The organism is Vibrio japonicus (assembly GCF_024582835.1).
GTDB classification, from domain to species: Bacteria; Pseudomonadota; Gammaproteobacteria; order Enterobacterales; family Vibrionaceae; genus Vibrio; species Vibrio japonicus.
This window is the reverse complement of sequence record NZ_CP102096.1, coordinates 405822-430981: the sequence shown is the minus strand read 5'-3', so window position 1 is coordinate 430981 and position 25160 is coordinate 405822. Positions and strand designations below refer to the sequence as shown.

Sequence of the window (25160 nt, the reverse complement as noted above, 5' to 3'; positions counted from 1 at the left end):
AAACGGCTGATAATTCTAGATGAATCCAACGTTAAATTCATCTACTCAACGCATAAATGAGAGGCTCATTATCTCGTTGGGACTCTCTTTAAATAACTTCATTGCAAGTCAGCATCCAACGAACACCAAATTTGTCTTCTACTTTACCGAAGCAAGCCCCCCAGTACGTATCTGCTAATGGAACCATGACATGACCACCAGAAGATAACTTTTCAAATAGTCTAGCCTGCTCTTCTATACTACCCACCACCAATGACAGAGCAACATTGTTTCCTTTGAGTTCTTTTGCAACAACGCCGTCAGATAACATGATTTTCATACCAAACGCTTCAAACTCAGCATGCATCACCCAGTTCGGATCCGCACCTTCTATTACTTGCGGTGCATCCTTAAACAATTGCTTGGTAACAACAACACCACCAAAGCAAACTGAGTAAAAGTCCAAGGCCTCTTCACATCGGCCAGCAAAAAACAAATAGGGGGTTAACTTGAACATTGTGCGTCTCCTTCATTCTTTATAAAAGGTAAACAACTTTTTGTTATAACGAGAGAAAACGCCATTTTAAACGTCAATTTGTTCATCAAAGATGACGAATTATGAGTTATGGATCAAATTACACTAATTCAACAACACACCCACTTGTACATATCATAGGCTTAAAAACAAACAACATTCATAACATACTCACTATCAAAGGAACTTATTGCAATGATTTTTACCTAAAAAACTTATAACCAAGAATCATTTCCTTGTACTCTTCGAGCATATCTTTATGTATTAACACATAAAAACAGCATCAAACAAAACAAAAGCACATAGTCCACAAGTAGTATTTCATTCATTAATTAGCAACCTATGAAATAAAACCAGCCAATGTTAAAAATAAGAATAGAAAACAATAAATCCACGAGAAAGACAACCATTAAAAATTACGTGAAAACTTAGCCCCTTAATAGTCAATATTAAACCTTACTAGAAACGCTATAGAAAATATTAAAAAACCAACATTTACCACCCTACTTAGAAAAACCTTAACATCCTTTAAAAACAAACGACTATATACCCATAACCAGTAAAGTATTAATCTGACTTTAAATATCCTAGCACTTCCTAAAACTAAATTATTTATCACATTCATACTCTGCTCATACTCACATAAAAAAAAAGCATTAACTTATTGTATTTGTTGTGCTTAGCTATAAAAAAAAGGGCTAATTCCCTTGTTATCCCCCTAAATACTCCCTAACAAATTCTAACGTCTTAATTCCGAGACATTACAACCACCAAGAATTCCTATACTCACTTTGCCTGATAAATAAAAGCTCTATTCAGGCAACGTAAATTATGAATAAACATGGATACACATGGATATACATGGAGATAAGATCATGCAAGTGAAACAAACTACTATTGCATTGTTAATTTGTTCGTTGTTTGCTTCTGGTGCTGTATTAGCGAACAGTGGTGGTCATCGTGGAGGTGGCGGTCTAGACGTGGACGTTGATGATAGCTTCCAACACAACGATAAAAACTCTCATAACTTTGATTTAGATGTTGATATCGATAAAAGTGTTGATCTTGATGTCGATAAATCTGACAACGACTCATACAACGACACTAATTCACACAATAAAACATTTAAATATACCGATAACAGTAAAGATTTAGATTTTGACTGGTCGAATGAGCAGAAATGGATTACGACTAAAATCTTAACAGACAAAATGATCGCGAAAAGTAGTGTGAAAGGCAAACTAAGCGATGTATCGGTTAGCTATTCGTCTGGTGGTAGTAGTAAAGGTATGAGCTATCAACCACGCGGACGTAAAGGCGGTGATCGAGGTGGTGATGATTGTTGTAGTGGTGTGACTGTGACAAACACTAACACTTTAACCGGTGCTAACGGTGCAGCAGGTATTACATCTATTGCCCAAAACGTGGGTGGTAATGCACTTGCTCAACAAAGTGTTTCTATTAATACGAAATAACTTATTAGCAAAGTAGGAGAAAGCAATGCGTATTGCACTACTCACGTTGAGTGCGATGGCTGCGCTATCCGCTAGTGCCGATGATATTGCTATGACCGATCTGGAATTGTCTGAAGCTGCTTTGGACAGTTCCAGAGGAGGCAAATATATCAGCAAGTCAGTCATGATAGCTGACTCCGACCAGCATGGGATGATATCCAATGGCTCGGTAGGAGATTATTCAATGACTGGTGATAATATTATTTCGTCAGGCGCACTCACGGGTATCACTGGGGTAAATAGTGTCATCCAAAACTCCGGTAACAATGTGCTTATACAGAACTCAACGGTCCTTAACCTGACACTTAAATAATTATGAAAATTGTTCGTAACTTAATTTGGGCGATGTTGGCAGTTTCAGCATCCGCCCACTCTTTGGACTTTTTTCCAAGCCGGGGGCAATTATCGGTTCCAGTTAAAAGTGTCAAAGAAATACAGTTTGGTGATGTGCTTCGTCAGCAATATGATTTTAGCTGTGGTTCAGCTGCGCTAGCTTCGTTGCTTACCTATCACTATGAAACCCCTTCGACAGAAGAAGCTATTTTTCACATTATGTTTGAAAAAGGTAACAAAGCACTCATTGAGAAAGAGGGTTTCTCATTACTGGATATGAAAAATTACCTAGTTTCTATTGGCTTAAAAGCCGATGGGTTTAACATGGATTTGGCCACAATTAAAAAAATTGGTGTACCGGGTATAACCTTAGTTAATTTCGATGGTTATATGCACTTTGTTGTCATTAAAGGAATAAATTCTGATTCCGTCATTATTGGTGATCCATCTAGGGGAACCATAACAATGACTCATGAAGAATTTAATCACTATTATGAGAATGTTGTTTTATTGGTACGTAACCAAGCCCATATAGCCCGAACCCACTTTATAACTAGCGATGATTTTTCACTTTATACGAGCTCTCCTCTGGATGCAGGGGTTAGTAGAGATTCTCTTGGCTTATTCAGTATAACGCTTCCTCAAGCAGGAGAGTATTAGCGCTTGCGCTATAGGAATGGTGGGATATGAAATATACAACCTTAGTAAGTGGGTTGCTGCTGCTCTTCTCGTCAGCTACGGTGCAAGCTGACGGGTATCGTTCAAGCAACTTAACCCATTTGATAGAACAGCATCCTCTACCAGATGAAATGCTCTCATCTTACCGAGGGGGCTTTATGATCAGTGAAGATTACATAGTTAATATTGGATTGAGCATTACTGCGAGTATTGACGGTATGATGATTTTCAATACTCAAATTGCAAATCTTCAAATAAAAAACGGAGATATCCGAGGAGCTTCTGTTCTTTCAGAAGAAGCACATTCAATCGCCAATGTAATACAAGTGGGATCAGGGAATAGTATTCACTCAAACACTAACACCGCAGAAGCATTAATCGGTGAAAACTCTATCACACATGTTATTCAAAACACCTTAAACAATAAGGTCATCAATTTAAGTACCGCTCTAAATATCGATGCGAATGTCAGTACAGTCATCAAACAAATGCAGGCAAATAAGAAGCTTGAAGACTCCATACTTTCAAACTTCCATTAGTGTTCATCAAATACTAAACGGTACTCTCACGGTCAATTGAAAATCCGGGCTATCTTCGGTTAAGCCCGCTTGCGCATTTATACTAATCGAACTGGTAGGACTAAACGCGTAGTTAACACCAAAGTTCAATGTGTCTAAATGAAGCAGTTTAGAATCTTCGGGTTTTTCACCATTAATTTTACTATCCAGGATAGTTCTGTGACCAAATCCCATTGATAGAGAAAGATCTGGATTAAGTGCAAAGCCTACGCCTGCACCCAAAGAAATGGTGTCTCCCAAATCAATATCTGTACTTTCCCCGTTAACATTAACACTGTCTTTGAAGTTGTATATGTAACTGAAACTTAAAAATATAACGGCGGGATCGGTTGGATACAACATCGAGATAGCAGGTTCAATACTCCAAAAACCTGAACCTGTCGGGATTTCTTCATAAGTATTGTCCGTTTCATTAATATCAATCTCATATGGTGATTTACCATACGCTGACTTCAACGTTAAACCAGCAATCCAATAGGGTGTAGTCTCAAAATTGAGTTGATGTCTTAGGGCAAATTCAATATCCCCCATCCCACCACCGCTTTTCGATGTATTAATCGTCTCAGATTCTGATCCATCTTCTATCGGACGCGTCGTTATTTGATCCGATCTATATACATATGGCCACCTAACCTCAAGCTCCGTGTCATCCCTTAATCCATAACGCATTGATAAACTTGCTGTCATCGTGGTTCGATCTGAGTCTGACACCTCTATCCGACCCACTAAAAGAGCGGGTAAGACTGTATAACCCACAACCGCCACTTTGTTTGAAGAGTTTTGTGTAAAACTGACTGACGCATCAAACGCGACTTGACCTTTGGGTGTCAGTACTCCTGAGCGCACAATGACATCTTGTACCGTTTGAGGACGTTTTGCTACCTCAGTCTCTTCTTCGGCGACAACATTAGTGGACAGGCATAAAGTCGCGAGTGAGCATAATATTTTTGCTTTCCTTAACATATAAAGCTCCCTTTCGATTCAGTTATTTGTAGACAGAAGCTATACGCTCCCACCACGGCCAAAGACGCACAACTCAAAATCGTTGCAAGTGACTAAAGCATAACGACCAAACTCTAACCTCTCTTATTCGAGGAACCGAATGCCATCACCAGATAGATGCTTTGAATCACTAATAGAATCCATTATTTGGCACTTCTTATGCCATTTTTTAACAAGGTAATCGCATCTTGCCTACGGTGAACATCAAGCTTTTTATACAGCTTGTATACGTGAGTCTTTATCGTACTTTCTGACAAAAAAAGTTGCTCTGCCATTACTTTGTTTGATTTCCCCTGAGAGAGTAAATCTAAGATTTGGCGCTCTCTACTTGTAAGTAAGTTATAGCTAAAATTTTTATAAACCCCCAATTCCCTAAAGCATAAAATCATTTTTTCCATCCAACTTCTAGGTAACCACAACCCACCATTGAGTATATGCTTCACACTTCTCGTCAGGTGCTCAATAGGCACATCTTGAAACAACAACCCTTTCAGTGCAGGGCTATTTACAAACTCTTCTTTAAAACTGGTATCCGGAACATTATGAAAAAGCAGGTCCAGCCCCAGAACTTCAAAGTTCGGTAATTGACAGGCTTTATCCATGTCCACCATGTGTTGATAGTCAACTAAAATTAAATCGACCACCACTTCTCGGCTTAGCTTTACTAACTCACTAGCTGTACAAACATAAACAGTGAGCTGTTGTAGAGAAGACAACTGCTGCTTTATAAGGCTACTACTTAGGTTTTGATCTGCCAAAATCACAAGAACTTGACTGCTCATCCTACCCCCACTTCTCCATAGCGACACAAACGCATACGAATAAGTCTATGCCAAGATTGAGCTCATAGATGATAAAAGACTTAATTACCCTTTCAGTCTCAAAAGTAATAAAACACGGCTCCACCTCTAAGACTTTAGAAAGTTAACCTCGGTGGCGTACTAATCCTTAGCTATTCTTTATATGTTGTTTGGTACAACGTAAGGAGAACACATGGGTATAATTTCATGGATCATTCTTGGTTTAATAGCAGGGGCATTGGCAAAATGGATAATGCCAGGTAAAGATGGTGGTGGCTGGATTGCAACAATGCTACTGGGTATTGCAGGTGCCTTTGTGGGTGGGTTTATTGGTAGTTTTCTTGGTTTCGGGGGTGCTAATGGCGTGAATGTAGGCAGTATTATTACCGCAACGCTGGGGGCTTTTATCCTTCTGTTTTTGTACAACCGTTTTATAAAAGGATAAGCAATAAGTAACCAATCAGTAAAAGGAAATAGCTAACAAATTAAATTCAGCTAATTATCACAGGATCGTACCCAAAACGACGAAAGGCCGCTATAAAAGCGACCTTTCTATGTATGGTACCGGTGGGCGGACTTGAACCGCCACGCCCGAAGGCAACGGATTTTGAATCCGTCGTGTATACCAATTTCACCACACCGGCATCTTGGACTGATGTCCTTTGATGTTTGGCATTATACGTAACAACGCGATTCGCGCAAGTGCAAAAGTCTGAAATACCAATTGTTTGCTGATAATTTAGCCACAAACTAAAACAAAGTAAAGTTTAGGCTATTTAATCTATGCTTTAACAATAATAGCTTTCTAGTTTGTCTACCTACTTTCCCTGTACTGAAGATAGGAACGCATGCATGACGGGATCTAAGTGGCAGTGGTTGTTAAAACAAATGACACGCAAACTGTGGGTCCGTACTTCACTCTACGCTTTGCTTGCGGTTGTTACCGCTCTGATATCCATAGTTTTGAACAAATTCATCACTCTGCCTCCTGCACTCAACGTCAGCAATGAACTGCTGGATAACATATTAAATATTCTCGCAACATCGATGTTAGCGGTGACCACCTTTTCTCTGAATATCATGGTCTCAGCGTACAGCGCAGCTAGCGCAGGGGTAACGCCAAGAGCGACCAAACTGTTAATGGAAGACAGCACAACGCAAAACGCACTAGCGACATTTATCGGCTCGTTTATGTTCAGCCTTGTAGGGATTATCGCTCTTGGGATTGGTGCCTACCACGAGCAGGCTCGCATCTACTTATTCCTTGTCACCATGGTCGTGATCGTGATGATCATCCTGACCCTACTGCGCTGGATTCAGCACCTGTCAGTTCTTGGAAGAGTCAGTGAAACGACCTCTAATGTGGAAAAAGCCTTGTTAGGTGCGATTCGAAAACGTGGCAAAGATCCTTGGCTTGGGGCTCACCCATGGAGTCATCCGGAACACAAACCTCGCGGGAGTAAACCCATTTTCAGTCAAGAGATTGGATACTTACAACATGTTGATATGCATCATCTTGATAGCATTGCCGAAGCTAACCAGTGCACTATCTATATTGAACGTCAGCCGGGGAGTTTTGTATACCTTAGCCAACCACTCGCTTGGGTTTGTGGTGAGCTGGCCAAAGAGAGTGATGTTATCGTTGCTTTCACGATCCGAACCGAACGAACATACGATCAAGATCCTCGTTTTGGCTTGGTAGTGCTAGCAGAAATCGCTTCAAGGGCCCTATCGCCTGCGGTGAACGATAACGGCACTGCCATTGATGTAATTGGACGTTCTGTACGGGCACTTTCACTTTGGGGTGAGCTAATCGGCCAACGGCCAGCTAAGCCCCATTTTCCAAGGCTGTTTGTTCCTGCATTAAACTGCCAAGACTTATTTGATGATGTGTTTTTGCCGATAGCGCACGATGGTGCAGCCCAATTCCAAGTGCAGGTGCGCCTACAAAAAGCGTTGTTGGCTTTGTCGAGCATGCACCCCGAGGAGTTTACTTCACCCGCAATCAAACTTTCAGAGAAGGCATTAGAACTCGCGCTAACTCAACATTACACCGAAGATGAAAAGCACCAACTTTCTCAGCTTGCTCATAAGGTTAATGATCAAAAAGCGCATTCTTGAAAAGAATAAAACAGTTTGAGACCTATTCCGTATTGTTTTCAAAACCTGAAAAACTCCCTGTTTGTGATAAAATGTCGACCGATTTACAAGCTGTGCGCAAGGTCTCTTTTCATCGGCTGAGCGAAGCTTTATTCTGACGCCTTCTTAAAATTGGGTAAGTAACCGTTATGTCACCGACAAATTCTCTGCCACCAGCAGGCTTGATGCGCCGCCTTGGAGCGCTTTTTTACGATTGCCTTATTGTCATTGCGATAGAAATGATGGCAGCCGGTGTTGTTATTGCTGTTTTACATGCACTTATGGCGATGGGTTTTTTCAGTGTCGCGCCGTATGCAGATGTTAGCGACTTGCTAACCAATCACCCAATATGGAGCCCTGTTTATACACTTTATCTAGCCGCGGTATGGGTATATTTCTTTGTCTTTTTCTGGACTCGCGCTGGCCAAACTTTGGGTATGCGAGCTTGGAAGATTCAAGTCCGAAGCACTGATGGCTCGCCAATTTCAGCGACTCAAGCTCTCATTCGTTTGGCGACATCTGGATTCGGACTCGCTAACCTCACTGTACCTTTCGACCCTAAAAAGCGTGGATTCCACGATATCTGGGCGAAAACTCAAGTAGTTGTTTTACCAAAAGCGAGATAAAAAAGAGGAAGGCAAATGCCTTCCTCTTTCGTTTTATTCAATCTGGATTAGTCTACACGCAACTCTTTCAACATTTCTTCAGGTAGTGCCAACTCATCGTTCTTATTGACGCTAATGCCAGCATCAATAATATTCTGAGCAATTTGCTTGGCTTCATCTAAGGAATGCATTGCGGCTGTTCCGCATTGATATTCATTCAATTCTGGAATCTGATCCTGACTTTCAACCTTTAACACGTCGTGCATTGCAGCAAGCCACGATTCCGCGACCTGCGCTTCCGAAGGTGTACCAATTAAGCTCATGTAAAAACCTGTACGGCAGCCCATAGGTGAGATATCGATAATCTCAACACTGTCTCCGTTTAAGTGTTTACGCATAAAGCCAGCATATAGGTGTTCCAACGTGTGGATACCTTTTTCTGAAAGTATATCTTTATTTGGAGCCGTAAAGCGCAAATCAAAGACGGTGATCGTATCACCTTTTGGTGTAGTCATCGTTTTTGCCACACGTACCGCAGGTGCATTCATGCGAGTGTGATCAACGGTAAAGCTATCTAATAACGGCATTATCCCTCTCCTTGCCAGCTGGCTTTAAAACCACCAGCTTTGGTTCTCTTCCAGTTCTTGTCGGCACTGTTTTAGTTGCCAACCATAATCCTTTGCTTGCTGATCGACTTTACGAGCAACTCTAATTAGTGAGGGTTTTGACTGATAGGTTTTACGCTTATAGCCACCTCTCCCCTCATGATAGGCTAAATACTGATTGTAAGGATCCCACTTGGAGATCCCCAACTGTTTACTCGTTTCATTGGTATACCACCCAATAAATGCGAGCGAGTCAGAAAAATTCGTTCGAGAGCCACCATGATCCGTGGCTTTTTGAAAATCTTCCCATGCCGCATCTTGAGCCTGAGCGTACCCATAGGCGCTGCTGATTCGTCCCCATGGAATGAAGCCCAATACATAATTTTTAGGTGGACGAGCATCGTGGCGAAAAGCACTTTCTTGTTTCACAAATGCCATTGCGACTTGGATCGGCGTCCCCCAGTCTTCCTGCATCTCTTTCGCATCACCATACCAATCTGATTTTTCACGAAAGATTTCACACACGTTTGACTGGTTTTTAGGTGGTGCTGTCGCGCAACCGCCGAGCAGCACCGTAATAAATGTAACCGTTAACGTCCTTGTCACTCTCTACCCTTTATGCTTTTAGATAGGAGAAATATTCATCAAGAAAGTCATCAAAGTTAAGTGAATCAGATGCTTCAATGTCAGCTTGAGCTTGCACCGATCGACGAGCTTCTGCTTCCATAACTTCATCACTGTAAGTTTTGTATTGATGATTTAGATGTTGTTCACGGTAGTGCTTACCAAACTCACACCCTACTTTACCTAAGCCACCCAGACGTTTTGTATCTTCTAACAACTGCCCAGAGATGGTTTGCTCTGGATGATCAATCCAAGAAAGTAATTTAAAGCACACTTGTTGGTACTGTTCATTTCCATTGGCTTCATCCATTTTTTCTGCAATTTGAACAAGTTCGACAAAAACGCGTTTCGCCCAATCTTGCAGAGTCAGAATTTCGCCTTTACATCCAATTTGTAATTCCAAGCCCGGCTTACGACCTTCGACAATGACTTTGTTCCAATTTTCTCGCCAGCACGCTTGCTCACAAACATCCATCGGTTCTGAATCGCTTAATGCGGTCCAAGCCAAGAAAAGATCCAAGAAACGAATCTGATCTTCATTTATACCAACTGAGCTATATGGGTTTACATCAAGTGAACGGACTTCAATGTATTCCACACCTCCACGCGCTAACGCTTCTGATGGCTTTTCACCAGATTTCGCGACACGTTTCGGACGAATAGGGGCATAAAGTTCGTTTTCAATCTGCAGAACATTGCTGTTTAGCTGGCGGTATTCACCATCTACCTTAACTCCGATCTCGGCGAACTCTTCGGAAGGCGTGCGAATCGCGTTATTAAGACCGCTTAAGTACTCATCTAGGCTATTAAAACCAATTTTCAATACACTCTGAGCGCTATTGGTGTAGCCAAGATCACTCAGTCGAAGCGACGTCGCAAAAGGTAAATAAAGCGTTCCACCAATTTTCTCAAACGGTAGCTTTGTGTCTCTGCCCTGAATAAAGGAAGAGCATAAAGCCGGCGACGCACCAAACAGATACGGGATCAACCAGCCAAAACGATAATAGTTACGAATCAAGCCAAAGTACGCTTCTGACTTAGTATCCTGACGCTCCTGCTCGGATTGTTCTCCGTATAACTGATCCCAAAAAGATTCAGGGAACGAAAAATTGAAGTGTACACCTGAAATAATTTGCATCAGGCTACCATATCGACGCTTCAAACCTTCGCGGTAAAGCGTTTTCATTTTGCCTGAATTGGATGTGCCGTACTGAGCTAGGTTGATATCGTCTTCGCTACCTACATAGCAAGGCATTGAAAGTGGCCACATTTTTTCTTCACCCAGTTTTGTTTGAGTAAAGTGATGGATATCTTCCAATTGCGCTTTAAGTGTACCTATCTCTTGAGATACCGGAGTAATGAACTCCAGTAAAGACTCTGAGAAGTCCGTTGTAATCCAATTGTTCGAGTATGCCGAGCCAAGTCCAGTTGGATGAGGCGTCGTTGCAAGATTCCCATCCGGTTGATAGCGCAGAGTTTCGCGCTCTACACCACGACCAAAGGATTTAAATACTTCTGGGTTTTGTGCAACTCGCTCAAGTCGCGCAGCAAATTCAGTCAAAACGGTGGTTCGCTTATGTCAATGGCTCAGCGAAAGCCAAGCCAGGCTAAATAGATTAATAAAGAGTGACTCTCATCACTCTTTTACGTTGTTTTATTAATGTGTACTCTAACGGATGATTTCAAGCTCTTCTACGGGGATTTGCAAACTTTCTAATTGAGGTTTTAGACTTTTTGCATCTCCAACCACAATGATTTGATAGTCTCCCGGTACAAACCACTTAGCCGCCGTTTGATCAAGTGTCGCTTTACTTACTTCATCGACAATTTTATTACGCTGCTTAAGGTAATCTTCATCCAAGCTATAAGCAAGAATACTGCTGATAAGCGAGGCTTTCTGAGATGGTGTTTCGTATTTTAGAGCATCTTGTTGACCGACCGCCAAGCGTAAAAATTTCATTTCGCTATCTGTCATTCCTTGTTTACTGAATGCTTCTAACTCAGATTCAATCTCTTTGATCGACTCCAAAGTAACATCCGCTCTAACCTGAGCAGAGAAAACAATCGCCCCTACTTCGCGGTTATTTGCGAGATACCCTCTGGCTCCATAGGTATAACCTTTGTCTTCACGTAGATTAAGGTTGATGCGGCTGTTGAAGTTTCCTGCCAAGTTGAAATTGGCCAATTGCGTCAGAAATGATTCACCTGTCGCGTCAAAAGGCAGTCCCTGACGCACAAAGCGCACAATGCTTTGAGGTGCATCGGGTTTATCAACTAAATAGACTTTGCGCTCTGAAAGCTCTTGAACCAGTTGAGGATGTAACATAGGCGCGACCTCACCTTTCCATCCTTCCATAAAGGCCAGTTCTTTCTTTACTTGAAGCTCAGAAATATCACCAACGACGACAATTTGCGCACTTTGAGGGGTGTAATGTTTGCGGTAGAATTCTTTAACGTCATCCAGCGTTAAGCCTGTAATCGACTCCTCTGTCCCATCACTGGAGCGTTGATAAACCGACCCCGAGAACAAAACTTGTCTTGTTGCTTGAGATGCTAACCAGCCTGGTTTTTGATGCTGATATACAACGCCTTCCAGCATCTGTTTTTTATTTCGCTCAAAGTCAGAGGACTTAAAGGCTGGCTTAAATAGAATTTCTTCTGCTATGGCGAGCGTTTCGGTCAAGTTCTTCTTTAAACTGGAGATGGTGATAGTAGTCGTGTAGTTTTCTGCATTCACAGATACGGCACTGCCGAGCTTATCCAGCTTAGCTTGCAGCTGTTCAACACTGGATTCTAACGTACCTTCCTGCATCATTGCGGCAGTTAAATTTGCCAGACCTTCTTGGCCCTCTTCAACATAACGCTCACCTGCTGGTAAAAGAATATCGATCTCAACCGTTGGGGTTTCTGCACTTACAGCGCCCAGTAGCTCGGCTCCATTATCAAAATACATTTTGTATAACGGTGGCATTTCGGCTTTAACCGCTTGCGCCACTTTTGGCACCTCAGAGCGGTCAAAGCTGTCTTCTGGATGACGGTATTGCAGGTCCGCTTCTGTCGTTTTTACATATTCAGGTAATGTGCGCTTAGGTGTTTTAAAGTTCGCAGGCGCGACAGCAAAATCAGTCTTTCCTTTTGAAACAACGCTGAGCGTTACTTTCTTATGGCCGTTCAAGTAATCGTTATACGCTTTCATTACAGAGTCTGGTGACACCGCACGGATTTGCTCAAGCTTTATCTGTAATCGATCTGGTTGATCATAAAACGTTTGATTTGATGCCAACTGCGTGACTTTGCCTCTCACACTCTGCAAAGCAAACACTGCGCCCGCTTCAGCTAAGCCTGTGATTTGATCGAGCCTCTCTTGCTCCACACCTTTGGCTTCAAAGTCACTCATTACTTGCATCATTTCTTGATACAGAGGTGGTAGCTTGCCTTGTTCTCCTGAAGGCGCCATCGCATATACGTAGAAGTTACATGCGAGTTCCGCACAATCGTGAAACGCGCCAGCATCTACAGCCTTTTGAGTTTTCACTAACTTTTGGTACAACAAGCTATTCGTGCCGCTGCCGAAAATTTTGGCTAAAGCATCAAGTGACGCTTGGGTTTCTTCCCCACGATAAGTTGTCGGCCAACCAATCATCACCATTGGCTGCTGAATTCTGTCTTCCAGTGTGATGTATCGATCTTTTGGTAGTACAGCAGGCTGCTTTGACGCTTTCTCTACTTCTGGACCTGTAGGGATAGTACCGAAATATTTGTTCACCCACTCCAGTGTTTGATCAACATCGATATCACCACCGATCGTTAACACCGCATTATTCGGTCCATACCAACGGAGGAAAAATGCCTTTAAATCATTAACGTCAACGCGATCAAGATCCTCTACATAACCGATCGTTTGCCAGGAATAAGGATGCCCTTCTGGATACATGGCTTCGCTCATTTTTTCCCACATTAATCCGTATGGGCGGTTATCGTAATTTTGAGCTCGTTCGTTCTTAACGGTATCTCTCTGAATTTCAAACTTTCTTTGGGAAACAGCATTCAGCAAGAATCCCATTCTGTCTGATTCTAGCCAGAGCATTTTTTCTAGCTGATTCGAAGGAACCGTTTCAAAGTAGTTAGTACGATCGCGATTCGTGGTGCCATTCAATGTGCCACCAGCCTCTGTGATCAATTTGAAATGCTGTTGATCGCCAACGTGCTCACTGCCTTGGAACATCATGTGTTCGAAGAAATGGGCGAAGCCTGACTTACCAATTTCTTCTCTTGCAGAGCCAACATGATAAGTCACATCAACATGTACTAGCGGATCCGAGTTATCGGGAGAGAGCACAACCGTTAGGCCATTGTCCAGTTTGTATTTAGAGTATGGAATCATAGCTTTGCCGGGCTGTTCTTTGACTTCGTCAATCAAAGTAACGCCATCAGGCAAACCAGAGAATAAAGACGCGGGAGAAAGATTGCTGTTCGAACAACCATAGAGAGCAACGAGAGAAAACGCACCGAGCCATATTTTTCTCATGACATATCCTTAGAAAAAACCAAAATAAATCGCGGCAAGTAAGCTGTATCTAAAGGCTTTTCCGATTAGGACCAACCATAAACAAGGCCAAAATTTCATACGAAGCCAACCTGCCGCCAGACAAAGTGGATCACCAATAACAGGTAACCAACTGAAAAATAGAGACCAATAGCCATATTTCGTCAGCCACTGGATGGCTTTATGACCATGTTTTTCGTCTTGAGTTCGATTAGGTAACCACCGACCAATGCCATAATTAGTGATGCCACCCAAGGTATTACCCAGAGTAGCTACCACAATAATGGTGAACACGGAGTATTGATCTAGCCTAAGTGTAGCAATCAATCCCGCTTCGGATCCTCCAGGGAGTAGCGTTGCACTAAGAAACCCTGTGATAAACAATACCCAGTGAGCGGAATCAGAAAACCATAAAGCCGCACTCTCAAAGGCTGCGTTAAATGCTTCTAACATTGCATATTAAGCAGCACTTTACCCCTTGTGTGCCCAGTCTCGATTTGTTTGTGAGCATCTACAACCTTGTCCATTGGGTAGACTTTAAAAATTTCTGTTTTTAATAAACCAACACTGACCATATAGAATAGAGAATCGAGTTGCTGAGGGTTTGGATCGACTAACATGCCTGTTGCGTCATATCCTAGGAGTTTCGATTTTTCACAAATGAGTTCTGCACTTAATGTGGGAACGGTGACAACTTTTGCACCATCTTTTAAACAGTTAAGCGCGTCCAGTGCGGCATCTCCACCGACGAGATCGATCAACACATCGGCTTCCTCAACACGCTCAGATACAGGTGCAAATTTATAATTTACCGCATGTGCTCCCAGAGAAGCCATGTAATCTAAATTCTCACCACTACACGTCGTAAAGACATCTGCCTTTGCTGTTACCGCAACCTGTACGGCGATATGCCCAACACCACCGGCACCAGCTAAAATGAGTACACGTTGCCCTTCTTTAACTCCTGCTTTATCAAGCGCCTGTACAGCGGTTTGGCCTGCAAGTGGGAGCGCAGCAGCCGCTTCAAGTGTCACTGAATCAGGCACTAGGCTAAGTTCAATTTCTGGCACGCACACGTATTGACTGTAACCGCCGCCTTGCAATGGAAAACCAATAAAGCCTGCTACATTATCACCAACGGAAAATCTTTTGGCGTTTGAGCCACGACTCACGACCTCTCCAGAAATGTCATAGCCTGGAACCCAAGGTAAATTGTCTTTGTTCTGAGACGCTGCCCATCCAAGGCCTGCTCTCGTTTTGACATCGATAGGGTTTACACCTGCAAACGCCACTTTTACAAGTACTTCACCGTCTTTAGGCTCTGGAATCTCCGTAGACTGAATAGCCAGAACGTCAGGTTCGCCAAACTGAGTGATTACGATTTGTTTGTTTTCCATTTCTACTTTTCCCTATCGATAAAAAAAGGGATGCACAAGCATCCCCTTGAATATATATCAATTCTTTCAGTCAAGTTAACAACTTACTCTCAAATTAACCATTAATTTACTAGAGCTAACAAAATGCCTGCAGCTACCGCTGAACCAAGTACACCTGCCACGTTTGGCCCCATAGCGTGCATGAGTAGGAAGTTTTGTGGGTTTGCGTCCAAACCTACCTTATTCACTACTCGCGCCGCCATTGGTACTGCAGAGACCCCTGCAGCACCGATCAATGGGTTAATGTCTTCTTTAGAGAACTTATTCAGTAGTTTCGCCATCAATACGCCACCTGCCGTACCAATACTGAATGCCACCGCACCCAGAGCTAAAATACCTAACGTTTCTACGTTTAAGAACTCATCCGCTTGTAGCTTTGAACCTACACCTAGACCCAAGAAGATAGTGACGATATTGATCAGCTCATTTTGTGCAGTTTTCGACAAGCGATCCACCACACCTGCTTCGCGCATGAGGTTACCTAAACAGAACATACCAACCAGAGGCGTTGCCGCAGGCAAAAACAGAATCGTCATTACCAACACTGCTAGAGGGAAAAGAATCTTCTCCGCCTTACCTACATGACGCAGCTGCGCCATCTGAATTTTACGCTCTTCAGGAGAGGTCAGTGCTTTCATGATAGGTGGTTGGATAATCGGCACTAATGCCATGTAGCTGTATGCGGCTACCGCGATTGCACCCAACAGGTCTGGAGATAACTGGCTAGCAAGGAAAATTGCTGTTGGGCCATCTGCACCACCGATAATAGCGATCGATGCTGCATCGGCCATTGAGAACTCCATGCCCGGAACATAGTTAAGCAAAATCGCGCCGAATAGCGTAGCAAAGATACCAAACTGCGCTGCCGCACCTAACCAAAGGGTTTTTGGATTCGCGATCAGAGCACCAAAGTCAGTCATTGCTCCAACGCCCATAAAAATGAGCAGAGGGAAAATACCTGATTCAATCCCCACATAGTAGACGTAGTACAGCAGACCACCAGGCTCAGTAAAGCCAGCATTAGGAATGTTCGCTAAAATCGCACCGAAGCCAATAGGCAACAGAAGTAAAGGCTCAAAGCCCTTACGAATGGCCAAAAACAGCAATAAACAGCCAACCAAAATCATACAGATTTGGCCAAATTCGAAATTCGCGATCCCTGTTTCTGCCCAAAGGGTCATTAATCCGTCCATGATACTCCCTTACGCAAGACTAAGTAGCGGAGCACCAACTGTCACGGCGTCACCCTCTTTAACATGAAGATCTAGGACTACGCCACCTCGCGATGCGCGAACTTCCGTTTCCATCTTCATCGCTTCAAGGATCAGAAGCACATCGCCTTCTTCCACTTGAACACCGCTTTGCACATGTACCTTAAAGATATTGCCTGCGAGTGGTGCAGGAACGGTTTCAGAGTCACCCGCTGGCGCTGCTGGAGTCGCTTGTGGTTGGCTTGATTTAGCTGGAGAAACCGAGGTCAATTGACCTTGAGGACCTACTTCAACATCGTAAACTTGGCCATCAACTTTAACGCTATAAGTTTCGATACCACCTTGCGCAGGTTGAGCAACAGCAACAGGTGCTGCTTCTTCTTTACCCGGTGCAGGTTCGAACGCTTCAGGGTTACGACGGTTTTTCAGGAATTTAAGACCAACTTGTGGGAATAGTGCGTAAGTCAGTACATCATCAACAGTATCTTCAGCTAAGGAAATACCTTCTTCCTTCGCTTTTGACAGTAGTTCTTCAGTTAACGTATCTAGCTCAGCCGTCAAAAGATCCGCAGGACGGCAAGTGATCGGATCTGCGCCCTCCAAAACTTTCGCTTGCAGCTCGGCATTCACTTCTGCAGGCGCCATACCGTATTCACCTTTTAGCACACCTGCGGTTTCTTTGGTGATGCTCTTATAACGCTCACCAGTCAATACGTTGATTACCGCCTGAGTACCAACAATCTGAGACGTTGGAGTAACAAGTGGGATGTAACCTAAGTCTTTACGTACGCGTGGGATCTCTTCCAGTACCTCATCGATACGATCTGCTGCGCCTTGCTCTTTAAGCTGGCTTTCCATGTTGGTTAGCATACCGCCCGGTACTTGTGCGATAAGAATACGAGAATCGACACCTTTTAACTGACCTTCAAACTTAGCGTATTTTTTACGTACTTCACGGAAGTAAGCTGCAATAGGCTCAAGTTGATCTAAATTCAGGTTGGTATCGCGCTCTGTACCTTGCAGCATCGCCACAACAGTTTCGGTTGGGGTATGGCCGTAAGTACAGCTCATTGAAGAAATCGCAGTATCAAGGATATCAACGCCCGCTTCTACTGCTTTTACCGCAGTCGCAGTCGATAGACCGGTTGTTGCATGGCAGTGAAGCGCCAGAGGAATATCTGTAGAAGATTTGATGCGAGTGATCAGTTCTTCCGCTTCGTATGGCTTCAATAGGCCCGACATATCTTTAATACATAAAGAGTGGCAACCCAGGTCTTCAAGGCGTTTTGCTAAATCAACCCAAGTATCGGTGTTATGTACTGGGCTCGTGGTGTAAGAGAGAGTGCCCTGTGCATGAGCACCAACGTCAACCGCAGCTTTTACCGCTTTTTCAAAGTTGCGTACATCGTTCATCGCATCGAAGATACGGAAAACATCCATCCCATTCGCATGTGCACGCTCGACAAACTTCTCTACTACGTCATCAGCATAATGACGGTAACCTAAAAGATTCTGACCGCGCAGTAGCATTTGCATTGGGGTATTCGGCATCGCCTTTTTAAGCTCGCGTAGGCGCTCCCATGGGTCTTCACCTAGGAAACGGATACACGCATCGAACGTCGCGCCGCCCCAAGTTTCTAGTGACCAGTATCCTACTTTATCGAGCTCAGCTGCGATAGGTAACATATCTTCAAGACGCATACGGGTTGCGAACAACGACTGATGGGCGTCACGAAGAACCACATCGGTTAAAGCTAGTGGTTTAGACATGCTCATTAACTCCTTTTAAATCCATTTCATTTGCTACTTAGCGGTAGAGGTACGATATTGATGTACTGCAGCGGAAATCGCCGCCACTACCTTCGGGCTAACAACAGAAGAGTTGGGTTGTACTTTATTATTTTGTTTTGGGGGAACGATCGGCTCTGGTACTTCTTCAGGTACCAATTTTGACATCAGCCGAATCAGATAGACGAGAATAGTTAGGAATGTAAATACAACAGCCATGCCCGTAAGCATTAACGTCGCTGCATCTACTAGCAGGCTTCCAACATTTTCCATTTTAGTATCCTTTCTTTGTCATCCTGACAACTTCTTCAGCAAGTCACTCATTGCGCTATATTCATATGAAAAGAGTTCAACTACATCAGTTATATGCTGTTTTTCTTGCATCAGGAAGAACATATTAATCCCGACAAGAGAACTAGGATTATCTCGATTGGTTAAACTTTGTCAATTTTGTTTAAAGCAGTCTGGCCATATTGCACATATCTAGGGCTGATTACGTATCAGATGTCACATAACTCTGAAATACAAGTGCATACAAGGATAAATAACTGCTGTTTTCTAGACACTATTAGAAAAGTTGAGGTGTTATTGCGATAGGCTTAATGTTTCTGGAAAAAGTCTTTAAGTAACATTAAGTTGTAGATTCTGGGTTATCATAATGATAAATAAAAGTTAACAAAAAAGCCCTGCTATTTCTAGCAGGGCTTTCCAATAATGGCGCGCTCGGGAGGATTCGAACCTCCGACCGCCTGGTTCGTAGCCAGGTACTCTATCCAGCTGAGCTACGAGCGCGCAGTTTTTGATATTAACAGAGTCAATATCAGGTCTATGACCTAAAGAGTGGCGCGTCCTGGAGGATTCGAACCTCCGACCGCCTGGTTCGTAGCCAGGTACTCTATCCAGCTGAGCTAAGGACGCACGGGTTTTGATATCAACAATCGTCAATATCAGGAACTAATGTCCCTTGAAGAATGGCGCGCTCGGGAGGATTCGAACCTCCGACCGCCTGGTTCGTAGCCAGGTACTCTATCCAGCTGAGCTACGAGCGCGCAGTTTTCGATATTAACAAAGTCAATATCAGGTCTATGACCTAAAGAGTGGCGCGTCCTGGAGGATTCGAACCTCCGACCGCCTGGTTCGTAGCCAGGTACTCTATCCAGCTGAGCTAAGGACGCACGGGTTTCGATATCAACAAAAGTCAATATCAGGTCTATGACCTAAAGAATGGCGCGCTCGGGAGGATTCGAACCTCCGACCGCCTGGTTCGTAGCCAGGTACTCTATCCAGCTGAGCTACGAGCGCGCAAGGTTGTGAAGTATATCACAATTTATTTCGTTTAAAACAAAAAAATTGACCAAAGGCCAATTAATGGCGGTGAGGGAGGGATTCGAACCCTCGATACGGCTACAAACCGTATACTCCCTTAGCAGGGGAGCGCCTTCAGCCTCTCGGCCACCTCACCGTTTTATTCCCTGGTAAGGAAATTATGGCGCGTCCTGGAGGATTCGAACCTCCGACCGCCTGGTTCGTAGCCAGGTACTCTATCCAGCTGAGCTAAGGACGCGCAATGCTTTTTCTTTCACAAGGAAAGTGTTTTAAGCGATGCTCCGAAGAGCGTTGCAAGAATGGCGGTGAAGGAGGGATTCGAACCCTCGATACGGCTACAAACCGTATACTCCCTTAGCAGGGGAGCGCCTTCAGCCTCTCGGCCACCTCACCGTCTTGCGGAGGCACATATTACGATTTACCAAAAATATGTCAAACACTTTCTTGGCAAAAATAGCAAAAAATCACTCAACCGTTGGGTATTTAATCAAAGCGGTGTTAATTCGCTCTTTTTGCTATAAATATGTACCGACCTATAATAAAAAAGGCTGACATAATTGTCAGCCTTTCTCTGTAATTAGTAGTTGCCTGATGCAACGTTACCATTACCTTTTTCTGCCTGGATGCGCATGTAGATCTCTTCACGATGAACAGAAACTTCTTTCGGAGCGTTAACACCGATGCGTACTTGGTTACCTTTTACACCAAGTACAGTTACCGTGACTTCGTCACCGATCATTAGAGTTTCGCCAACACGGCGAGTTAAAATTAGCATTCTGTGCTCCTTGAGTAATCTCTGACTTATCTTTCTACTAGAGTATTATCCAACAAAAGTTATATTTTCGTAAACTCTAATCTTGTACGAAACTAACCAGAGAACGCTTGTTTCTGCTGGCAATCTAGTACCTTTTCAGATGTGATGTAAACATCATGCAATATGTTTGCAGCTTTGTCGACACAACTTGGCTCAAGCATCAGCATCAATGACTGTGGATTAGATTCAGTATGCAACACATTAATGCCATATTCAGACAACAACATGAAAGAATCTTCAGCCAGTCCTTCTACTTGCAGACCAACAGCGGTTAAAAGGCTAACTAATTCACTATTGTTGATTATTTCTCCAAAAACCAGCTCTAGCTTGGCGTATGCGTCATGTTTTATGACAATACCTGTCCATTCTGAATGTTCGATCACATTCCAAATAGTCACACCAAGCATCAGACACTGCTTTTCTAAACCACCGAAAGCCTCTTTTTGCACCTTAATTAGGCACATATCTCGCTGTATCGCCAGGCCACATACCGAGCTCTGACATTCTTCACCTTTTACAAGACTACCTGTATTGTTATCAAAGGTTGAAAGTACTCGCAGTGGTACATTGTGTTGCCATGCGTACTGAACGGATGGTAAATGAAGGACCTTAGCACCTTTGCGCGCCATCTCTTCCATCGAAGGAAAGTCAATCACTTCCAGTTTTTTAGCCGTTGGAACTACTCGTGGATCACAAGTATAAATACCATCAACATCAGTAAAAATCTGACATTCATCGGCATGCAGCGCACCAGCTAAGGTCACAGCACTGGTATCGGAACCACCGCGACCGAGTGTGGTGATATCCCCATTTTCATTGATACCCTGAAAACCAGCCACAATGACTATGTGGTCTTGAGCCAACAGCTCACTAATTGTCGTGGTATCAATATGTTTAATCGTTGCGTCATTGTATTGATTGTCTGTCACAATGTTCGCTTGTGCTCCGGTAAGTGAACGAGCAGCATGACCCAATTTATTGAGAGTCATTGCCAATAGCGCCATAGACACTTGTTCACCAGCAGAGAGCAAAACATCAAGTTCTCGCGCAGTTGGCACACTGTCTACTTGTTTTGCCAACTCCATCAATCGATTTGTTTCCCCAGACATTGCTGAAACAACTACGACAACTTGATTACCATCATTTTTCGCCTTAATGATGTGTTCGGCTACTGTGTGGATTCTTTCCACTGAACCCACAGAGGTTCCACCAAACTTTTGCACGATAAGGGGCTTTTTCACCAGTCTTCACCTTCCCAAGACCAAAGTCTCATTCGGACCACATTCAATCAATTGAATAATTGTTTGCGGTAGTTACAACAAAAACCAAGCAGCTTGATTGGCTTGATTACTTTTACGCCAATTAAACCACTTGGTTGTAGATAAAAAATTACGCCCAATCAAAAAGCTGATTGAGCGTATTATTTAAAAATACTTATAAACGTTCTTCTAGCCAAGGCTGAACAGATTTGATCGCCCCTGGTAATGCTGTCACGTCTGTGCCACCCGCTTGCGCCATATCAGGGCGACCACCGCCCTTACCGCCGACTTGCTCAGCCACCATCTTAACGAGATCGCCCGCTTTGACTTTGCCAACAAGGTCTTTGGTCACACCCGCAATCAAGCCCACTTTGTCGCCTGTTACGTTTGCTAGAAGCACAACACCTGAGCCCATTTGGTTCTTGATATCATCAACCATGGTGCGTAGGTTTTTGCTGTCAGCGCCATCTAGAGCCGCAATCAGTACTTTAGTACCGTTAATTTCTTGCGATTTACCCATGATGTTTGCACTTTCAGCCGCTGCGATCTTGTCCTTCAACTTCTGGACTTCTTTCTCTAGCGATTTCGCTTTCTGAGCAGATTCAGCCAGTTTCTCTTCAAACTTCGCCTGCTGCACGTCGATTGCATCTAGAGCGGCTTCGCCTGTTACCGCTTCAATACGACGGATACCTGCTGCAATGCCGCCTTCAGACGTGATCTTGAACAGACCGATATCGCCTGTGTTTGACGCGTGGATACCACCACACAGTTCAGTAGAGAAATCGCCCATAGATAGGACACGTACTTCGTCATCGTACTTTTCACCAAATAGAGCCATTGCGCCTTTTTGCTTCGCAGACTCAATATCCATGATATTCGTTTCGATAACGTGGTTACGACGAACTTGAGCATTCACAAGACGCTCAACCTCTTTTAACTCTTCTGCATTTACAGCTTCTAGGTGTGAGAAGTCAAAACGTAGGTTGTCAGCTTTAACCAAAGAACCTTTCTGAGTCACATGCTCACCCAACACTTTACGCAGTGCTGCGTGAAGTAAGTGAGTCGCAGAGTGGTTTAGAGAGATAGCCGCACGACGCTCAGCATCAACGATAGTTTCAACTTCATCACCTTTAGCAAGTACGCCTTCTGCCATGACACCGTGGTGGGCAATTGCATTACCTAGCTTTTGAGTGTCTTCCACACGGAATACACCAGCCTCAGTACGAATTTCACCAGCGTCACCACATTGGCCACCTGACTCTGCGTAGAATGGCGTTTCACCAAGGACGATGATCGCTTTATCGCCAGCAGACAGAGAATCAACTTCGTTACCTTCAACGAACATTGCTTCTACCGAGCTTGAGCCTTTTGTACCTGCGTAACCACAGAATTCAGTTTCAGCGTCCACTTTGATTGCTGCGTTGTAGTCTGTACCAAACTGGCCAGCTTCGCGAGCACGTTGACGCTGCGCTTCCATTGCCTTCTCGAAACCCGCTTCGTCGATAGTGAACTCACGCTCACGTGCAACGTCGTTGGTCAAATCAGCAGGGAAGCCGTAAGTGTCATAAAGTTTGAAAACTGTTTCGCCATCTAGCTCTTTACCTTCAAGGCTATCTAGCGCTTCGTTTAGGATCGCCATACCACGCTCAAGCGTGCGACCGAAGTTTTCTTCTTCAATTCGAAGTACTTTTTCTACTACCGCTTGCTGACGCTTCAGTTCTTCACCAGCGCTGCCCATGATGCCAGCAAGAACGCCAACCAACTTGTAGAAGAAAGTGCCTTGTGCGCCTAGCTTGTTGCCGTGACGAACCGCACGACGAATGATACGACGTAGTACATAACCACGACCTTCATTTGACGGCATTACGCCATCCACAATTAGGAATGCACAAGAACGGATATGGTCAGCAATTACGCGTAGTGATTGGTTCGATAGGTCTTCGTAGCCAATAGTCTCAGCAGCTGCTTTGATCAATGTTTGGAATACGTCGATTTCGTAGTTTGAGTGAACGCCTTGCATGATCGCAGAAATACGCTCAATACCCATACCAGTATCTACTGATGGCTTAGGTAGCGGTTCCATCGTGCCGTCTGCGTGACGGTTGAACTGCATGAATACGTTGTTCCAGATCTCAATGAAACGGTCACCATCTTCTTCAGGCGTGCCAGGACGGCCACCCCAGATATGCTCACCGTGATCGTAGAAGATTTCTGTACACGGACCACAAGGGCCTGTATCACCCATTTGCCAGAAGTTGTCTGACTCGTAGGCCTTACCGCCTTCTTTATCACCAATACGGATAATACGATCAGCTGGAACACCTACTTTTTGGTTCCAGATATCGAACGCTTCATCATCTGTTTCGTAGATAGTCACAAGCAGACGATCTGCTGGCAGCTGTAGGACGTCTGTTAAGAATTCCCAAGCGTAAGTGATAGCGTCTTCTTTGAAGTAATCGCCAAAGCTGAAGTTGCCTAGCATTTCAAAGAAAGTGTGGTGACGAGCAGTAAAACCGACATTTTCTAGGTCGTTGTGTTTACCACCAGCACGTACACAGCGTTGGGCCGTAGTTGCTCGTGTGTAGGCGCGTTTTTCTAAACCTAAGAAACAATCTTTAAATTGGTTCATACCCGCGTTTGTAAAAAGCAGGGTTGGGTCGTTATGCGGTACTAACGATGAACTTTCTACGATTTGGTGTCCTTTGCTCTCAAAGAACTTGAGGAACGCGTTACGAACCTCATCAGTGCTCATGTACATGCAGCTCTTCCTGAAAATAGTCGAGTGAGAATTTTGCCGTATTGTAGATCAAGCAATCAGCTACGACTAGCTTTCTTGTATAAAAGAGCACATTAAGAACAAATTTCGCGATAAATCAAAAAATAAACGTTTTATCGGTGACTATTCTTCGTCTTCAAAGCTAAGTGCATAGCTGATTTGTTCAAAGCTATAACCTCGATATTGCAGAAATCGGACCTGCTTGGCGTACTCTTTTTGATCTTTTGCCTTAGTTCCTTTGAACTTTTTCTCTGCGGCTTGTTTTGCCAGCTCAAACCAATCTTGAGGCTCTTCTTTTAACGCTCTTTCAATCACGGATTCTGCTACACGCTTCTGGTTCAGCTCTTGTTTAATACGTCTCTCACCGTGTCCTTTGTAGACGTGCTGACGAATTTGGCTTTTTGCATAACGCAGGTCATCAAGGTAGTTGTGATTGAGGCAAAAGTTGATCGCCTCTTCAATCACCTCATCTTCATAACCCTTAAGGCTCAGCTTCTGGTACAGCTCAAACTCACCGTGATCACGGCGACTAAGTAACTGCATGGCTGCTTCTTTACTCGAAAGTGTTGGTGCTTTGCGTTGAAACATCTTAGCTCTGATTATTTGGGAGAT

The 25160-nt window shown here is 43.8% G+C and carries 23 protein-coding genes and 9 tRNA genes; 7 read left to right on the top strand and 25 right to left on the bottom strand.

Translation table 11 applies throughout. The features are described 5' to 3' along the window. Positions 1-88: 88 nt before the first annotated feature. Positions 89-496, bottom strand: coding sequence for a VOC family protein (locus tag NP165_RS02130; RefSeq protein WP_257084701.1), 408 nt, complete (start codon positions 494-496; stop codon positions 89-91). 869 nt (positions 497-1365) lie between these two features. Here NP165_RS02130 and NP165_RS02125 point away from each other — a divergent pair. From NP165_RS02125 to NP165_RS02110, 4 genes are read left to right on the top strand one after another with little or no spacing between them, the layout of a single operon-like run. Beyond that, positions 1366-1989 carry a hypothetical protein gene (locus tag NP165_RS02125; RefSeq protein ID WP_257084700.1) on the top strand — a complete coding sequence of 208 codons (624 nt, stop codon included), beginning with the start codon at positions 1366-1368 and terminating at the stop codon, positions 1987-1989. A 25-nt stretch (positions 1990-2014) separates the two neighbouring features. Then, the gene (locus NP165_RS02120; protein ID WP_257084699.1) at positions 2015-2341 is read left to right on the top strand and encodes a carbon storage regulator; all 327 of its coding nucleotides are present in this window, start codon (positions 2015-2017) and stop codon (positions 2339-2341) included. 2 nt (positions 2342-2343) lie between these two features. Further along, on the top strand, positions 2344-3021 hold the full coding sequence (locus NP165_RS02115; RefSeq protein ID WP_257084698.1) for a C39 family peptidase: 678 nt from the start codon (positions 2344-2346) through the stop codon (positions 3019-3021). A 26-nt stretch (positions 3022-3047) separates the two neighbouring features. Next, positions 3048-3578, top strand: a complete 531-nt coding sequence (locus tag NP165_RS02110) for a hypothetical protein (protein WP_257084697.1) — start codon at positions 3048-3050, stop codon at positions 3576-3578. A 6-nt stretch (positions 3579-3584) separates the two neighbouring features. Here NP165_RS02110 and NP165_RS02105 read toward each other — a convergent pair whose 3' ends face one another. After that, on the bottom strand, positions 3585-4580 hold the full coding sequence (locus tag NP165_RS02105) for a transporter (protein WP_257084696.1): 996 nt from the start codon (positions 4578-4580) through the stop codon (positions 3585-3587). Between the two features lie 182 nt (positions 4581-4762). Then, entirely contained in the window at positions 4763-5401 is a 639-nt protein-coding gene (locus NP165_RS02100) for a helix-turn-helix transcriptional regulator (RefSeq protein ID WP_257084695.1), read from the bottom strand. 211 nt (positions 5402-5612) lie between these two features. On the opposite strand from NP165_RS02100, the gene NP165_RS02095 reads away from it, so the two are divergent. After that, a complete protein-coding gene (locus NP165_RS02095; RefSeq protein WP_257084694.1) occupies positions 5613-5864 on the top strand; it encodes a GlsB/YeaQ/YmgE family stress response membrane protein in 252 nt (83 codons plus the stop codon). A 114-nt stretch (positions 5865-5978) separates the two neighbouring features. On the opposite strand, the gene NP165_RS02090 is transcribed toward NP165_RS02095, so the two are convergent. After that, positions 5979-6063 (bottom strand) — tRNA-Leu (locus tag NP165_RS02090). A 208-nt stretch (positions 6064-6271) separates the two neighbouring features. On the opposite strand from NP165_RS02090, the gene NP165_RS02085 reads away from it, so the two are divergent. Both NP165_RS02085 and NP165_RS02080 read left to right on the top strand, forming a co-directional pair. After that, positions 6272-7540, top strand: coding sequence for a DUF2254 domain-containing protein (locus NP165_RS02085; protein ID WP_257084693.1), 1269 nt, complete (start codon positions 6272-6274; stop codon positions 7538-7540). Between the two features lie 167 nt (positions 7541-7707). Beyond that, positions 7708-8184 carry an RDD family protein gene (locus tag NP165_RS02080; protein WP_257084692.1) on the top strand — a complete coding sequence of 159 codons (477 nt, stop codon included), beginning with the start codon at positions 7708-7710 and terminating at the stop codon, positions 8182-8184. 47 nt (positions 8185-8231) lie between these two features. Here NP165_RS02080 and luxS read toward each other — a convergent pair whose 3' ends face one another. The 21 genes from luxS to recX form a co-directional block, all read right to left on the bottom strand. Further along, on the bottom strand, positions 8232-8750 hold the full coding sequence (gene luxS, locus NP165_RS02075; RefSeq protein ID WP_257084691.1) for an S-ribosylhomocysteine lyase: 519 nt from the start codon (positions 8748-8750) through the stop codon (positions 8232-8234). 24 nt (positions 8751-8774) lie between these two features. Continuing rightward, entirely contained in the window at positions 8775-9374 is a 600-nt protein-coding gene (locus NP165_RS02070; protein WP_257084690.1) for a transglycosylase SLT domain-containing protein, read from the bottom strand. A 10-nt stretch (positions 9375-9384) separates the two neighbouring features. Continuing rightward, the gene (gshA, locus tag NP165_RS02065; protein WP_257084689.1) at positions 9385-10953 is read right to left on the bottom strand and encodes a glutamate--cysteine ligase; all 1569 of its coding nucleotides are present in this window, start codon (positions 10951-10953) and stop codon (positions 9385-9387) included. A 108-nt stretch (positions 10954-11061) separates the two neighbouring features. Then, on the bottom strand, positions 11062-13920 hold the full coding sequence (locus NP165_RS02060; RefSeq protein ID WP_257084688.1) for a M16 family metallopeptidase: 2859 nt from the start codon (positions 13918-13920) through the stop codon (positions 11062-11064). A 9-nt stretch (positions 13921-13929) separates the two neighbouring features. Next, entirely contained in the window at positions 13930-14391 is a 462-nt protein-coding gene (locus tag NP165_RS02055) for a YqaA family protein (RefSeq protein WP_257084687.1), read from the bottom strand. Then, positions 14385-15335: an NADP-dependent oxidoreductase gene (locus NP165_RS02050; RefSeq protein WP_257084686.1), complete on the bottom strand. Its 951-nt coding sequence runs from the start codon at positions 15333-15335 to the stop codon at positions 14385-14387. Before NP165_RS02050 ends, NP165_RS02055 begins: the two co-directional genes overlap by 7 nt. 101 nt (positions 15336-15436) lie before the next feature. Continuing rightward, the gene (locus NP165_RS02045; protein WP_257084685.1) at positions 15437-16567 is read right to left on the bottom strand and encodes a sodium ion-translocating decarboxylase subunit beta; all 1131 of its coding nucleotides are present in this window, start codon (positions 16565-16567) and stop codon (positions 15437-15439) included. Between the two features lie 9 nt (positions 16568-16576). After that, the gene (gene oadA / locus NP165_RS02040) at positions 16577-18355 is read right to left on the bottom strand and encodes a sodium-extruding oxaloacetate decarboxylase subunit alpha (protein ID WP_257084684.1); all 1779 of its coding nucleotides are present in this window, start codon (positions 18353-18355) and stop codon (positions 16577-16579) included. Positions 18356-18388: 33 nt separating this feature from the next. Beyond that, the gene (locus NP165_RS02035) at positions 18389-18646 is read right to left on the bottom strand and encodes an oxaloacetate decarboxylase subunit gamma (RefSeq protein WP_257084683.1); all 258 of its coding nucleotides are present in this window, start codon (positions 18644-18646) and stop codon (positions 18389-18391) included. Between the two features lie 442 nt (positions 18647-19088). Next, positions 19089-19165, bottom strand: a tRNA-Arg gene (locus tag NP165_RS02030). Positions 19166-19214: 49 nt separating this feature from the next. Beyond that, a tRNA-Arg gene (locus tag NP165_RS02025) sits at positions 19215-19291 on the bottom strand. A 54-nt stretch (positions 19292-19345) separates the two neighbouring features. Beyond that, positions 19346-19422, bottom strand: a tRNA-Arg gene (locus NP165_RS02020). Between the two features lie 49 nt (positions 19423-19471). Beyond that, positions 19472-19548 (bottom strand) — tRNA-Arg (locus tag NP165_RS02015). 50 nt (positions 19549-19598) lie between these two features. Next, positions 19599-19675: transfer RNA gene (locus NP165_RS02010), tRNA-Arg, on the bottom strand. Between the two features lie 67 nt (positions 19676-19742). Continuing rightward, positions 19743-19835 (bottom strand) — tRNA-Ser (locus NP165_RS02005). Between the two features lie 25 nt (positions 19836-19860). Beyond that, a tRNA-Arg gene (locus tag NP165_RS02000) sits at positions 19861-19937 on the bottom strand. Positions 19938-19999: 62 nt separating this feature from the next. Then, positions 20000-20092 (bottom strand) — tRNA-Ser (locus tag NP165_RS01995). Between the two features lie 184 nt (positions 20093-20276). Then, the gene (csrA, locus tag NP165_RS01990) at positions 20277-20474 is read right to left on the bottom strand and encodes a carbon storage regulator CsrA (protein ID WP_004415691.1); all 198 of its coding nucleotides are present in this window, start codon (positions 20472-20474) and stop codon (positions 20277-20279) included. Between the two features lie 92 nt (positions 20475-20566). Then, entirely contained in the window at positions 20567-21754 is a 1188-nt protein-coding gene (locus NP165_RS01985; protein ID WP_257084682.1) for an aspartate kinase, read from the bottom strand. Positions 21755-21947: 193 nt separating this feature from the next. Next, positions 21948-24530: an alanine--tRNA ligase gene (alaS, locus tag NP165_RS01980; RefSeq protein WP_257084681.1), complete on the bottom strand. Its 2583-nt coding sequence runs from the start codon at positions 24528-24530 to the stop codon at positions 21948-21950. Between the two features lie 141 nt (positions 24531-24671). Further along, on the bottom strand, positions 24672-25136 hold the full coding sequence (gene recX, locus NP165_RS01975) for a recombination regulator RecX (protein WP_257084680.1): 465 nt from the start codon (positions 25134-25136) through the stop codon (positions 24672-24674). Between the last annotated feature and the right edge of the window lie 24 nt (positions 25137-25160).